Source organism: Enterococcus camelliae (assembly GCF_042685105.1).
Lineage (GTDB): Bacteria > Bacillota > Bacilli > Lactobacillales > Enterococcaceae > Enterococcus_G > Enterococcus_G camelliae.
Map to the genome: position 1 here is coordinate 82,759 of NZ_JBHUMO010000044.1, position 14,186 is coordinate 96,944.

11 protein-coding genes are annotated in these 14,186 nt (G+C 40.2%); 1 reads left to right on the forward strand and 10 read right to left on the reverse strand.

The window, feature by feature from the left end; all coding sequences use genetic code 11:
- Positions 1 to 136: 136 nt before the first annotated feature.
- On the reverse strand, positions 137 to 1,711 hold the full coding sequence (locus tag ACFSR0_RS07340; RefSeq protein ID WP_379981395.1) for a flavocytochrome c: 1,575 nt from the start codon (positions 1,709 to 1,711) through the stop codon (positions 137 to 139).
- Between the two features lie 355 nt (positions 1,712 to 2,066).
- Here ACFSR0_RS07340 and ACFSR0_RS07345 point away from each other — a divergent pair, with 355 nt between their 5' ends.
- Positions 2,067 to 3,890, forward strand: a complete 1,824-nt coding sequence (locus tag ACFSR0_RS07345) for an APC family permease (RefSeq protein WP_379981397.1) — start codon at positions 2,067 to 2,069, stop codon at positions 3,888 to 3,890.
- 53 nt (positions 3,891 to 3,943) lie between these two features.
- Here the strand turns inward: ACFSR0_RS07345 and ACFSR0_RS07350 are convergent, their stop codons facing one another.
- The 9 genes from ACFSR0_RS07350 to ACFSR0_RS07390 form a co-directional block, all read right to left on the reverse strand.
- A complete protein-coding gene (locus ACFSR0_RS07350; protein ID WP_379981399.1) occupies positions 3,944 to 5,035 on the reverse strand; it encodes a DUF871 domain-containing protein in 1,092 nt (363 codons plus the stop codon).
- The gene (locus tag ACFSR0_RS07355) at positions 5,032 to 6,426 is read right to left on the reverse strand and encodes a glycoside hydrolase family 1 protein (RefSeq protein ID WP_379981401.1); all 1,395 of its coding nucleotides are present in this window, start codon (positions 6,424 to 6,426) and stop codon (positions 5,032 to 5,034) included. Before ACFSR0_RS07355 ends, ACFSR0_RS07350 begins: the two co-directional genes overlap by 4 nt.
- A gap of 179 nt (positions 6,427 to 6,605) precedes the next feature.
- Positions 6,606 to 7,856, reverse strand: a complete 1,251-nt coding sequence (locus tag ACFSR0_RS07360) for a PTS sugar transporter subunit IIC (protein ID WP_379981403.1) — start codon at positions 7,854 to 7,856, stop codon at positions 6,606 to 6,608.
- 23 nt (positions 7,857 to 7,879) lie between these two features.
- Positions 7,880 to 9,064, reverse strand: a complete 1,185-nt coding sequence (locus ACFSR0_RS07365; protein ID WP_379981405.1) for a GNAT family N-acetyltransferase — start codon at positions 9,062 to 9,064, stop codon at positions 7,880 to 7,882.
- A 5-nt stretch (positions 9,065 to 9,069) separates the two neighbouring features.
- Positions 9,070 to 9,387: a PTS lactose/cellobiose transporter subunit IIA gene (locus ACFSR0_RS07370; RefSeq protein ID WP_379981668.1), complete on the reverse strand. Its 318-nt coding sequence runs from the start codon at positions 9,385 to 9,387 to the stop codon at positions 9,070 to 9,072.
- 21 nt (positions 9,388 to 9,408) lie between these two features.
- The gene (locus ACFSR0_RS07375; protein WP_379981407.1) at positions 9,409 to 9,738 is read right to left on the reverse strand and encodes a PTS sugar transporter subunit IIB; all 330 of its coding nucleotides are present in this window, start codon (positions 9,736 to 9,738) and stop codon (positions 9,409 to 9,411) included.
- Between the two features lie 151 nt (positions 9,739 to 9,889).
- Entirely contained in the window at positions 9,890 to 12,538 is a 2,649-nt protein-coding gene (locus ACFSR0_RS07380; RefSeq protein ID WP_379981409.1) for a sigma-54-dependent transcriptional regulator, read from the reverse strand.
- A gap of 256 nt (positions 12,539 to 12,794) precedes the next feature.
- On the reverse strand, positions 12,795 to 13,478 hold the full coding sequence (locus ACFSR0_RS07385) for a TerC family protein (protein WP_379981411.1): 684 nt from the start codon (positions 13,476 to 13,478) through the stop codon (positions 12,795 to 12,797).
- A gap of 138 nt (positions 13,479 to 13,616) precedes the next feature.
- Positions 13,617 to 13,958: an antibiotic biosynthesis monooxygenase gene (locus tag ACFSR0_RS07390; protein ID WP_379981413.1), complete on the reverse strand. Its 342-nt coding sequence runs from the start codon at positions 13,956 to 13,958 to the stop codon at positions 13,617 to 13,619.
- Positions 13,959 to 14,186: the final 228 nt, after the last annotated feature.

The following is a 14,186-nucleotide window of genomic DNA, read 5'->3' on the forward strand; positions in this document are numbered from 1 at the left end:
GTTCCTTCTATCTATTTAGTATACCAGTTCTTAGTGGTTTACTACCAAGAAATCCAGTAAAAATGAATTGTTGCCAATCAAAAGCCCCCACTCTACAAACATGTAGAGTGGGGGCTTGATATATAGGAAGCCTTGCTTATTTTTGTTCTTTTGCGTATGCTGCGGCTTGTTGTCCAGCTTGACGACCGAAAATAACGATTTCAGCTACTGAATTCCCGCCGATTCGATTTTGTCCATGTAATCCGCCGGTCACCTCTCCAGCAGCATAGAGACCAGTGATTGGTTTGTTTTCCTTATTTATGACTTGAGTCTTCGTATTAATCTTCACACCACCCATTGTATAGTGGATTCCTGGTGCAATCTTAATCGCATAATAGTTAGCTTGGTCCAATGGATGGTCCATTCCTGTTGTCCGTTGGAAAGCTGTATCTTGTTTGGTTGCAACTGCTTGATTCCAAGAGGTTACGGCATTTTCTAAATTACTAGCAGAAACGTTTATTTTGTTGGCTAGCTCTTTAATCGTTGCCCCTTCAGTTACATAGCCTTGTTTCGCATAAAACTCAATGGCTGTTGCACGTGATCGAACACCTTGATCAAAAATAAGGTACGCATATTTGCCTGATTGTTCATTGATGGCATTTGAAACCTTGTCACGGGTATCCAATTCATTGACAAAGCGGTTGCCTTCGCCATTCACAAGAATTGCTCCTTCTCCTCGGACTGCTTCACCAATCAAAATACCTTTATCTTGTTGTACGGTTGGATGAATTTGGATTTGATCCATATCCACCGTTTGGCCTCCAAGCTTTTCAATCATCTTGATACCATCGCCAGTGCTACCAACTTGATTCGTTGTCACATAATTTTTTAGGTCTGGTCGATATTTTTCAATTAATTCTTTGCTTGCTCCAAACCCACCTGTTGTAACTACGACAGCTTTGCCTTTAATGGTGCGTGCTTTTTCACCTTGAACCTGTGCAGTCACTCCATTAACCACACCATCTTTTTCGTGAATTTTTGTTACATCGGTGTTTACGAAAATAGGAATGTCACGTTTCGCAACGTTTTCCATCAATCCCTTAACTAAATAGCCCCCAATTGCGGAACCATCTGAAGGACGATGCGTACGTTTGACACTCATCCCACCCGTGATTGTTAAGTTGTCTAATTTAATGCCAATCCCATCTAACCAATCAATCGCATCCGCTGAATGGTCAACAAAATAACGTAGCATTTCTTTATCGTTTGTTCCATGACCCCCTTTTAGCGTTTCTTCATAAAAGGCATCATTACTATCAGTAATTCCTTGTTCTTTTTGGAATTTTGTATTGGAAGCATTCATTCCACTTGATGATTTTGAAGTATTTCCCCCTGCAATGGGCATTTTTTCTAGAATAACTGGATTTAAACCAGCATCTTTTGCCTCAATCGCCGCTGTCATTCCTGCGCCCCCTGCGCCAATGATAACAACATCATAAGAGCTTTTTAATTTGCTAGGATCTGTGTAAGGGGTACTTTCTTCTGATGCGCCCGCTGATTCCCCTGATTCTTTTTTGGACGCGCTCGAAGTAACGTCTTCTTCGCCTTTTTTGGTTTCCTCTGTTTTTTGTCGCTCTCCTCTTGGTGCATCGGCTTTAAAAACTGCACAACCAGAAACACCTAGACCCAATAACGCCAATGTTACCAAACTTAAAATTTTTTTCTTTTTCATTTATCTCTACCCTTTCCTTCCCTATAATTTTCCCACTGCTACTGTATCAAAGAGATTGTGAAATTTCAATCAATTTTATAGCATTATGATAGAAAAATGAAAAGAAAAACCAATAAAACGCTTCATTTTAATTGTGATTTAATAAACTTTTCAATCAATTGCTTGCTTTTATTCTTCTCAAGTTGGCCTTCGAATAAAAGGATTTTATGCAAAAGAACGAAATTGTCTAACCATCAAAAGAAAACGGCTGAATTTAGTTGACTTTTTTATCTTTGAGCACTAATATACAATTCTGATTGGCCTTTTTTGCAATCGATTTTGAAAGATTGCTCTTTCATCTGGGAGGAATGTTTTTGTGAATATGTTAAAAAGGTTATTGGTGGGTAAACCCCTAAAATCAGCAGAAAACGATGGTCAAAAACTGAATCGTTTTGCTGCATTAGCTCTGTTATCTTCTGATGCCTTGTCTTCAATTGCTTATGGAACAGAACAAATTGTCGTCGTCTTAGTGGCTTTGTCGTCAGCGGCGATTTGGTATTCATTGCCAATTGCGGCTTTTGTAATTATTTTATTGATTTCTTTGACCTTATCTTACCGACAAATCATCCACGCTTACCCACATGGTGGCGGCGCCTATGTTGTTAGTAGTGAAAACTTAGGAAAAAATGCTGGTTTAGTTGCTGGTGGTTCCTTATTAGTCGACTATATGCTGACTGTAGCTGTTTCGGTTTCAGCTGGAGCTGAAGCGATTATTTCTGCCATCCCGGCATTGTCAGCTCATCAGGTGGCAATATCTGTCGTCATTGTTTTATTGATTATGATGATGAATTTACGAGGTTTGAGGGAGTCTGCTAGTTTGTTGATGATTCCTGTCTACACGTTTATTACAATCATTACGTTGTTGATTGTTTTTGGCTTCTTCAAAATTTTGACTGGGGCTGCGCCGTTCCATGCTACTGCAGTCGTAGGTACAGCCGTTCCGGGTGTGACGATTGCGTTGATTCTACGTGCCTTTTCATCAGGTTCCTCTTCATTAACTGGGGTTGAGGCCATTAGCAATGCCGTTCCTTTCTTTAAACGACCACGTGCCAAAAATGCAGCAAGTACCTTGGCAATGATGGCTACAATCTTAGGGTTCTTCTTTGTCGGCATCACCTTTATCAACTATTGGTACGGAATTATTCCAGAAGCCGAGGTCACCGTCCTTTCTCAAATTGGGAAAGCTGTCTTTGGATCAGGATTTATGTTTTATCTATTGCAATTCTCGACTGCTTTGATTTTAGCTGTAGCAGCGAACACTGGCTTCTCTGCCTTTCCTGTTTTGGCTTACAATTTATCCAAAGATAAATTCATGCCCCACATGTACCAAGATCGCGGAGATCGTCTAGGCTATTCAAATGGAATTATTACCCTTGCCTTAGGGTCGATTGTGTTACTGTTTATTTTCCAAGGTTCGACAGAACGATTGATTCCTCTTTATTCGATTGGTGTTTTCACGCCATTTGCTTTATCCCAAACTGGGATGGTTGTTAAATGGCGCCGTGAAGGAGAAAAATGGCTTCGTAAGTCGATTGCCAATATTAGCGGTGCGTTGATTTCTTATGCCATTATTGCGATTCTTTTCGTTTACCGCTTGGCAGATATTTGGCCTTATTTCATTATCATGCCAATCTTGCTTTTTATTTTCTATAAAATTAATGGCCATTATAAAAATGTGGCTGAGCAATTACGCTTGGCTCCAGAAGCTGAGTTACATGACTATGCTGGAAATACTGTCATTGTTTTGGTCGGAAATGTCACGCAAGTAAATATCGGTGCCTTAAACTATGCTCGTTCGATCGGTGATTATGTCGTGGCGATGCATGTATCCTTAGATGAAGACTTGAAAAAAGAGCAAGAAATCGAACGGGAATTCAAGCAACACTTTCCTGACGTGCGCTTCTCGGTCGTTCACTCTTCATATCGCTCCATCGAGACACCAATTGTCCGTTATGTTGAGCGTGTCAGTAACCATGCGAGTCAACAAAACTACACGACAACTGTTCTTGTTCCTCAGTTTGTTCCGAACAAACGTTGGCAAAATATTCTTCATAACCAAACAAGTTTACGCTTACGTTTGCGACTAGCAACTCGTAAAAATATTATTTTAGCTACTTATAGTTACAATTTAGAAAAATAAACAAACCTGTGGCACAGGTCATCACAACTAGATGACTTGTGCCACAGGTCTTTTCATGATTGTAACGTCAAACCAAATTTTGACCAAGGCTGGATAAACGACAACAAGAAGCGCTCTTCTTCTGGAATTCTCCCCACCAAGTTCTTACGATCGTCTTGGTGTGCCTCTAATACAATTTGTAATTCATTTTTGTAACGACCAAATTGATTGTTTCCAATCACCACATCTCCAACAACAAACTCTTGTTTATTGTCATGCGCAGGATTCGGTTTATCTTGATACTTCACACGGACTTGTGTGGAGCGGATCACGGTATTCGAAATATCTCCCCGACGAAAATGACCAGTTTCACGCAGAATCGTTTCCTCAATTGGTTGGATCTGCTCTACTGGTAAAACAGCTAAGTCTAATTTGTAGCGATTCACCGCTGCCACCATCGCCAATTCTTCATCCGTTGCATATGCATTCCCAATAATCACGACATCAATGAGACCTGTCGCGAACAAATGCTTTGTCTGAACGGCAATGGGCAAATCTCGGTGCATCTCTAACGTGGGTAGCCCATCATTGACACTCCAAGGACCCATATTCCCCGTTTTTGAAGAAACAAAAGCTGCTGTCTTAATGCCATGTTTTTTGAAGCGTTGACTACAGGCGACAAAGAAATCATAAGGCAAGCCTGTCCCCCTTTGAGGATAAAAGTTATGACAACCATATAAGAAGGGTTCATTCGCTTGGTAAGAAAGAATATTTTCTAGATAGGCAACATTATTACTCATATTTAGTTCAATTGCTAAATGAAATGGGTTATAGGTCAACATCGCTTCACGATTGCCATCGAAGCCCTCATCTAGGCGAATCACATCGGCGCCTAGTTCGGCAAAAAAATCCAATTGATCATAAGAAATGTTGAGTTGTTGGAAGATTGATGGTGCAATATCAAGGCATACCTCAAACCCATTTTCTTTGGCTACCCGGATAATCGCTTGAAATTTATTTTTTACGACAGTTGGTTCATTTCCTACTTCCAGCATACTCATAAAAAGGCGGGTATACCCAAGCTTTGCAGCCTTTTCTAAATAATGTTTGTCTTGTTCAAACACACTATGGTCTGGATAGATTGAGATTCCGATTTCACGTTTCATTTGATTGCTCCTAACTGATTGGATTCGGCAACGGTTTTAAACCAATGACCGGATTTTTTGACTGTCTTGATTTGTGTATGAATGTCATTTGCAATAAATCCGTAACGGTTCTTATAGGCATTCAACCAAGACCAGCAATCAATGGGGGTCCACATATGATAACCAAAACAATTCGAACCTTCTGCGATGCCTTTATGTAACCAAGAGAGGTGATCATGAACAAATGCAATGCGGTAATCGTCTTGAATCACACCTTGATCATCCATAAACCGTTCTTCATTGGATACACCCATTCCATTTTCAGAGACATACCAAGGAATATTGCGATAATTTTCTTGGATATTTTTGGCAATATCATACATAGCTTCGGGATAAATTTCCCAGCCACGATCCCGATTGACCCTACGACCTGGCAAATTGTACTCATCATAATATCGATTTGGTAACCATTCTCCCACTGAATTCGGTGCAATGTCAGGTGCTTGAACCCGGTTAGGATGGTAATAATTGACTCCCAAAAAGTCAATCGTATTTTCACGAATCGTTTGCTTTTCTTCCCTTGTACTTTCCCATAGTACGCCATCTTCTGCTAGAAGGGCCTCTAATTCTTCAGGGAAGTGGCCATGGATGGCGGGTTCCAAAAAGAGTTTGTTGTTCCACAATTCGGCAATCCGAGCTGCCTCTTGGTCACTCGGTTTATCTGAAGCTGCATAAGTAGGTGTTAAATTTAAAACAATCCCGATTTGCGCTTCTGGGAGTGCCAATTTTTTGAAGCGTTCAATGGCCTTGGCTGATGCTAAATTTAAGTTATAAGCAACTTGGACGCCTTTTTTGCCATCAACTAGATTTGGGTAATGAAATTGATACAAGTATTCGCCTTCTACTACTACCATTGGTTCATTGTGCGTCGTCCAATACTTGACACGATCTCCAAATAGACGAAAGCACGTTTCTGCGAATCCAGCAAATAGCTCCACAACTTTTTTGGATTCCCAACCACCATATTTTTGGTACAACTCAACAGGTAAATCAAAATGATGCAAATTCATTACCGGAATCATCCCATTTGCCAAGATTTCATCGATCACTTGATTGTAAAAAGCAGCACCTGCTTCATCGACTGTATTCGTTTCAAAATCATCAATCAAACGAGTCCATTGGATACTTGTTCGCACGCTGTTCATTCCGATTGACCGCATCATGGCTAAATCTTCGGCGTAGCTATTATAAAAATTGGAGGCTGTGTCGGGTCCAACCTGGTTAAAAAATTTTTCAGGCTCCTGATCATAAAAGTAATCAAATACATTGGCATGTTTTTTGTGAAAACGACCTTCACTTTGCGGTCCGGATGTGGCAGCACCCCACCAAAAATGTTCTGGAAATTGTTTCATACGAATTCTCCTATCCTATTTCATTCTGCTATCTAAAAGAAAAACATCCAAACTATAGTGCTCTTTTCTGTTCATCGCTTCCTAGCCTTAGCTATCAATCGATTGACAGGAAAGATGATCAACTATCTTTTGGATGTCTTCTTTCATTTCCTTACACTACTTCTTGAACTGACTCTTTGTTAAGCATGTTCTCTCTTTTGTTCTTGAATATTTGCCATAATGACAAATGGCATATAAATCAAAACAGACACGGCAATATTCACAGCAGCCAAAACACCACCAGCTAAACTTTTCGTAGCTAAGATACCACCGATAATTGGTGGAGTTACCCAAGGTGGCATCACTGTTGCAGCCGGAACGATGCCCGTTTTGGTTGCAAAGTAAGCAATTGATACCGTAATCATTGGTGTTAAAATGAATGGGATGAACAATAATGGATTTAAAACAATTGGTAAACCAAATAATAACGGTTCGTTAATATTAAATAGTCCTGGTGCAGCGGACAAATTGTTGACGATCATATACGGTTTGTTTTTGCGTCCAACAATGTAGATAGCAATAATTAAGCCAATTGTTACCCCTGTACCACCCATATTTACGAATGAATCAAAGAATGGTTTGTTTACAATAAAGGGTGCCGCTTTTCCTGCTTCAATCGCTTTTACATTGGCTGCAATAGCGGGTGCGTTGATAGTTTGCATGAATGGATCAATCATGTTCGCCCCATGTAAGCCAAAGAACCATAAGAATGGTGCAATAAAAGCTAATAGTAAAGCAGAAGGATACGAATTTGCCAAGCCCATAAATGGTTCTTGAACCAATGCGTAGAAAGAAGCAAACATGTCTTTCACACCTAAACCAGTCACAATTGCTGCAAACAAACCAAAAATAGATACCGTAATCATTGCGGGTAATAAAGAAGCAAAGGCTCTTGCAACTGCAGGTGGCACGCCATCTGGCATTTTGATGACTAATTTTTCACTACCGCTTAAACGAGAATAGATTTCAGCTGTTAAAATACCAACAATTAATGCTACAAATAAACCAGTTGAACCCATTCCACTCGTTGCTGCTCCTAAAGTGAAGAAAGATGCCAAGGAAACTGCTCCTGTTGCAACTGCATCTTTGCCATAATCTTTAGCTAAATTATAAGCAACTAAAAAAGCAATAAAAACAGATAAAATACCGAAAGTTCCACTCCAGACAGCAGCACCGAACCCTTTCCAGGCTTCTCCACCAAAAATTCCATTCATGAGCTCTTGGAATCCTGGGATTGGTAAGTTGTTGATCATCACCGCTAAGGCACCTAAAATCATTAATGGCATGGTCACCATAAATGCATCACGGATAGCAACTAAGTGACGTTGTGCCCCTACTTTGGATGCAACGGGGATAAACCGTTTCTCCATGAAATTAATAAATCCATCCATATTCTTTCCTCCTAAGAATCGTATTAAAAATAATCATAAAATGCGTGAGTTTTCTTGGAAAACTGTGCATTTAGATCCTCATTTGCTGAACCAACAAGCTGCTGACAAGCCAGTAGCTGATCCAATGTTTGTTGCCCAAAAAATAAATTTGTCCAAGCAGCGATATCTCCTGACAGAGTTACGCTCGCCTGCTCAGTAGCCTGATCCACGCTGACTGCTCCATTTTCTTGTTTAACTTTCCAACAACCAACATTCCAGGGACAACAAGGATCTGCAGTCACTTCAAAGGTGACAGTCACTGCTGCCGTTGTTTTGAACCATTTTTGCAATAATGCTGGAAAGTTAATAATTCTAGTCATCATATACGGTTGTAGCGTAATGGTTAAAGCATCTTGCTCTACAAAATACCATTCAAACCATTGGTGCAAATTGGCGACTAGTTCGATGGTGTCAAACGAAGAAACATGCGCTCCAATGAAGGCAAGTAAATCATAGACTGCTGTTTCGTTCTGCGAAACTAGTTCATCGACCACTAATCGGGAACCCAAGCGACGATAGAGTACATACCCTGTTGCTTGCTGATCATTTTGCAAGTCATAGCTAACAGCTAGCTCTTGTCCCCCTTTGTATGTGGCTTTGTGTTGCCACCACCATTCCTCTCGGAGGATGGAGCCTGCTTCCGCTTTTTGTTGACTTTGCTGTAACCAAAGCTTTTTGACCGCTGCAAGTAGTTGTGAATCGCGGAATGTTCCTCTTCTAATTGAAGAAGTCGCTGCTTGTTTTTGTAACCGCCACTCTTTGGTTGCTACTTGATAGTGCTTTTGCCAAATCGTCGATTCAAAACCAAATCGCCGATAAAACCCTTGCGAAAATGGTGCAAGTTCAGCCAAAATAACTTCTTTTGCTTGCAAATCTGCCAATAAATCCCTAAACAAGTGGGTCATCTCTCCTTTGCCTCGAAATTCCGGCAAGGAAGCGACATAACCAATGCCTGCCATGGGAAGGGACTCCCCGTGAAACGCAACGTGAAATTGATTGGCCATCACAAAATTACTTAGTACCCCATCGGTGTAATGTCCATACAACCACGCATGACGATAACGATTCATGAAATGAGGATCACTCGTAACTGATGCAGATTTATTAAAAGCATATTCTACAAGTGGTGCTACTTGGTTCAAGGTGGTTTCATTTGCCAATAATTCCATTGGCTTTACTCTTGATCCAAGCGACGATAAATATCAATGACTTCTTTTGCTAAGTCATTAAAGGTCATACTGGTCATTAAATGATCCTGACTGTGAATCGTTAATAAAGTAATTGTAAGTGCTTCACCATTGGCTTCCGCTGTGAGCAATTGGGTCTGAGAATGGTGCGCTTCAACTAATGCTTTTTCGGCAGAAGCTAGTTTTTGATCGGCTTCATCAAAGTCTCCCTTTTTGGCGGCTTGTATTGCTTCCATCGCATCACTTTTTGCATTCCCTGCATTGACAATCAGTCCCATAATCGCTTCTAATTGTTCTTGACTCATTTCTGCCATCTGCTCCACCCTCTACTTCTCTTCAATTAATTGAATGGCCGTTTGCAAAACGCGCTCGCCATTCATCATGCCGTAATCTTTCATATCAATCACAGCGACTGGAATATTTTTCCCAGCAACCTTTCCTTCAAATTGGGCCTTCATAAAGCGAACTTGTGGTCCAAGCATCAAAACATCCACTGGTTTCTCAGCATCGGATAATTTTCCATCCGCTTCTGAAGCGGAAACGGCAAAGATATCTGCTTCAATCCCATCGATTTGGGCAGCCTTTTCCATTTTTTGAACCAATAAACTTGTACTCATACCGGCTGAGCATACTAACATAATTCGTTTCATTCTCATCGCTCCTTTATTTTCTGCTTACACTTTCTTATTAAGCAATATCCGTGCCAACTTTTTTTGACGGAATCCGTGCTATCGCGCACTTTGTTTTTACACACAAAAAGAAATTCCCCTACACACTGTGTAAAGAAATTTCTTTTTGCTGCACACTCTATTCATCTGACTGTAAGAAGAGAACAATTAAGTTGGCGATGTCCTCTCTACGAAATTGGATAGTGGCTTTTTTTTCAATGCTGGCTAAGTTCTGTTTAATCAGCTCGGCAAGTTGGCTTTGTTTTTGTAAAATGGTATCCGCATTCGGAAGTGTTGGTGGAAAAATTCCTCGCCGGATACTATCCATTAGGGCAGCGAGATGAAGCGCAATGGCTTGTTGCAATTCATCATCGATTTCGATTGACGCTTGCATGACAATGGCTTGGACGACTTTGGCGGCGATGGGAATATTTTCCTGAAAATACGCAATCGGTGACGATGGTTCCTCCGTTTTAGTCGCTATTCCTAGCGCTTTTTTTAAAGCGCTACTTTGTTCTTGTTCAAAAACACTTAAAGCTGGAAAGAATGGCACCCCGTTAAATTGGACATTCACTGTTCCAATAATGGCTCTTATATCCCATGTTTGGCTTAATTCTTCAAGTTTTTGATGGAAATTCCTTTTTTCTAAAAATTGCATTGGAATCACCGTGTATTCGGACAAATCCACTAATTTTTCGACAGCAGCTTGTAATTTTTTGGCGACACCTTCCCCTGTAAAACAAGCAACCACCACTGCTTTTTTCTTTTTCGAAGGTTCGACATTTGTTTCCTCTCTTTTGAAAATATTGACCATCATCGTTTTGATACTTAAGATAATTTCATCAATACTGCGACCCAAAGAAGCCATCCGAATACTTTCAAGCACCATCATCGTACTGGTCATAGTCAAAACACCAGTGGGTAAGTTTAGTTCTTGCTCAATCAATTGACCAAAATTGCTTGGTGAACCCATGTCAGTCAAGAGTAAGATTCCTTCTTTTAAGTGTTCCCGGTTCGCACGCGCGTAGTCCAGTACGAGTTGATACATATCTTCCGCTCTCAAATTTAACGGCATATCAAAAGCAACACCGCTTTGAATTCCCAGAAGTGACTGCGCTGTTTCGAGCATACTGGAAGCTGTGGAATGCCCATGCATAATGACAAAGACATTCACTTGAGATTGCTTTTGTTCCTCTGTATCCAATAGCTCATGCGTTAAAAACATAGTGATAAATCCAATTTCATCCATTGGCACTTCGATCGTATACACTTCTTCAATTCTCGTGGAGAACTCAATCGCTAACTGAAATTCCTGTGGGTACTTGCGCCTCACAGCATTTAGATTGGGATGGGCAATCAGTTGCTTCGTTTGAATTCGTTCCAGCATTGACTGGACATGCAAGGCAAATGCAAAGCGCGTCTTTTCTGTATACTTGCGGTGGAGCTTTTCTTCTGCAATTTGATACAAGTCATTCACTAATTTCCATAAATCATCACTAATTATTTCTTGATAGGTATTGCTGTGAGACAATTCTTCCATATACGTATCAAAATATTTATCTACATCATTTGCAATCAAAGATTCTAAATCAATCGTAGCCAAATTATTTTTTTCTAATGAATCCAGTTTGTACGTAATTGTTTGGTAAACATCCATATTTGTCGAGGGATCTTGGGACCAAACGACTTCTTTTTCACCCGGCTCAAAATGAAGATAGGAACTTTTGTTATCAATGAGCGGCCCAATTTTATCCGAAACCTCATTTAAGCGTAGCAAGCCCTTTTGTACTGTTAGCGGCAAGTCTTCTTTTCGAATAATTAAATGGGTCAAATCCGAAGAAGTTGCCAAGTGCAGAAAACTTTTGGCACAAACAAGTTTTAAGTCACGTTTTAATTGACCAACGTTGCCCTCCGTTTTATACAGCAAAAAAGCCAATAAACTATATTTATCCAATTCAATTTCTTGATTCAAACGATTGGATTCCTGTTGTAGGAAACCACTAATAATGGCCAAACGCTCATCAAGTGTTCGCTCGTCTAGCGGAGGCAATTCAATTTGCATGGGGATTCTTCGATTAAATGTTTCCAAAAAAATGGTACTTGTTTCCGTCGTTGCGCCAATAATTTGGACGGATGCTGTTTGTTCTTGGTTTTCACCCAAGGGACGATAGGTTCCTTTATCAATAAAGGTGAACAACATTTCTTGTCCTTCGGGAGGTAAGCGATGAATCTCATCGAGAAATAGAATTCCTCCATCGGCTTGCGCAACCAATCCTGTTCGGGTCTCATCTGCTCCAGTATATGCGCCCTTTTTCACCCCAAAAATATGGGAAAACAATAGTTGCGGGTTTTGAGCATAATCCGCACAATTAAATGTAATAAAAGGCGCATCTGCTTCAATCACACCCGCCATCAATCCGAAATTGTACATACATTCTGCAAACAATGTCTTTCCTGTACCAGTCTCTCCAAAAATCAGCGTATGCAACCCTCTTGGAGGATACAACATCGCCGCCTTGGCCTTTTGAATTGGATTTTTTAAGGAATAGTCCGCGCCAATTAAATAATCAAACGTGATACGTTCTTCTTTTTGGGCCGGTCCTTTTTTCAGCCAATAATGGACTGGCCGACTGTCATCTTTTTCAACCAACTGCTCTTTGACCAATTCATTCAGATAACGACTCGCATTGGTGCGGTCCAAGTTTCCTAACGTTGCAACTTCTGATGCCGTTAAGTTTTTCTTATGATGGCTTAGAATTTCATATACTTGTTCTTTCTTACTCTTCAATTCTCTCCCACCTTTCCGTCATTCATTTGCAGTATAAGCGATTCTGTTCGCTTGAGCAAATGAATCAACGTACCTACCGACCCTTAATAAAGGAAAATCCGCAAAAAAAGACCACTCATTGTTGGGGGACAACGAGTGGTCAGGGAGTAAAATGAAAAAGATATAGGGTTGTTTATTGGTATGAATAAAGCATACCTTTGAAATGTGAATTTTTTTAGTCAATCGTATGAAAAAAAATAAAAATTTGCTTACTCAATCATTTACTCCCTACTTTTACTAATTTTTTTCCTCCCATGGTAAAAACCAAGAAAAGTAGAACGAGGCAAAAAATCATTGGCACAACTACGGTATGGGTAAGATTGGGAATCCAACCATTCACCACATGAGCGATGTACTGATCTTCAACAAACATTTTTCCGGAAGTATACGCGATTAACACGCCCCCAATCCAGACAACCAAGGAAAAACGATCCATAATCTTTAAAATAAGCTGACTTCCGAAGATAATTAAAGGAATACTAATGGCTAATCCAAAGACAGCCAAAAGTTTGCTCTCACCTGACACACCGGCAATGGCCAGAATATTATCCAAGCTCATTACCAAGTCCGCTAAGATAATCGTACGAACAGCCGCAGCCAAAGATGCACCCGCCGTCACTTCTTGTGTTTCCTCAGTTTCTTCTGCTAATAAATCATAGGCGATGTACAATAACAATAAACTACCAACAATTTTTACGAAGGGGATTGCCAATAACTGAATCGCCACCAACATTAATGTAACCCTCAACACTATTGCACCAGCGGTACCTATTAGAATGGCCTTTTCTCGTTGTTTTCCTTCTAATTTACGTGTTGCCAATGCAATGACCACCGCATTGTCTCCACTTAGGATCAAATCCAATAATACTATTGATAACACTTTCATAATCAACTCTAACACGTAAAAGCCTCCATCTTCTTTTTTTACATGATTTATTATAAAAAAAAAACCACAAAAAAACCAATCGAATTGTTTCTAAATTGAAACTAGACGTCACTCGATTGGTTTGTTTTGTGAGAAAGAACAACTATTGTCCTATCACTCTGCCGAATAATAACGACGAATCGTATTTCCTAAAACAGGACGTTCCGTTTGATTCGTAGTCTCTGTGCCGGAATCGGCTGCTTTTCGCCGTTGGTGCAGCGATTTAAAAGAATCGCTGGCAAGCCATGCAAGTTGAGCTGCCTCATTTTCCCAACGACTCAGTGCCACAATTTCGGAAACATCCTCCTCATCTGGCAACTCCCGATAAAAGACTTCAAATCCTAAAAAACCTGGCACGTCTTGCATCTGTTCTTGCGTGTGTGAAGACCGAAATTGATTGACCATTTGTTCCAGAAAAGATTTTTTCACATTGATTGTATTCGTTACAAGATACATTGTCACTCCGTTGCCAAAAATCTATAAATATTCCTAACCAACTATAAAAGTTGTCAGATTTATGTTTATTTCCTGTTTCTACGTGTCCGATTTTGCCACTTGCTCGCTACTCTCGTTTGCTATGACATTCCACAGGCGTTAATTCGGATACAACGAATCCTACATATCTACGTTTCTGTTTAAGTAGAAGCTCGTAGATTAAGCACTGTAACTTGCTAAATTAAGACT

Bases quoted from the DNA above. Each gene is read 5' to 3' on its own strand.
- ACFSR0_RS07365 (WP_379981405.1), bottom strand. From the start codon at position 9,064: ATGGAATTATTGGCAAATGAAACCACCTTGAACCAAGTAGCACCACTT.
- ACFSR0_RS07340 (WP_379981395.1), bottom strand. From the start codon at position 1,711: ATGAAAAAGAAAAAAATTTTAAGTTTGGTAACATTGGCGTTATTGGGT.
- ACFSR0_RS07390 (WP_379981413.1), bottom strand. From the start codon at position 13,958: ATGTATCTTGTAACGAATACAATCAATGTGAAAAAATCTTTTCTGGAA.
- ACFSR0_RS07360 (WP_379981403.1), bottom strand. From the start codon at position 7,856: ATGGATGGATTTATTAATTTCATGGAGAAACGGTTTATCCCCGTTGCA.
- ACFSR0_RS07370 (WP_379981668.1), bottom strand. From the start codon at position 9,387: ATGAGTCAAGAACAATTAGAAGCGATTATGGGACTGATTGTCAATGCA.
- ACFSR0_RS07355 (WP_379981401.1), bottom strand. From the start codon at position 6,426: ATGAAACAATTTCCAGAACATTTTTGGTGGGGTGCTGCCACATCCGGA.
- ACFSR0_RS07350 (WP_379981399.1), bottom strand. From the start codon at position 5,035: ATGAAACGTGAAATCGGAATCTCAATCTATCCAGACCATAGTGTGTTT.
- ACFSR0_RS07375 (WP_379981407.1), bottom strand. From the start codon at position 9,738: ATGAGAATGAAACGAATTATGTTAGTATGCTCAGCCGGTATGAGTACA.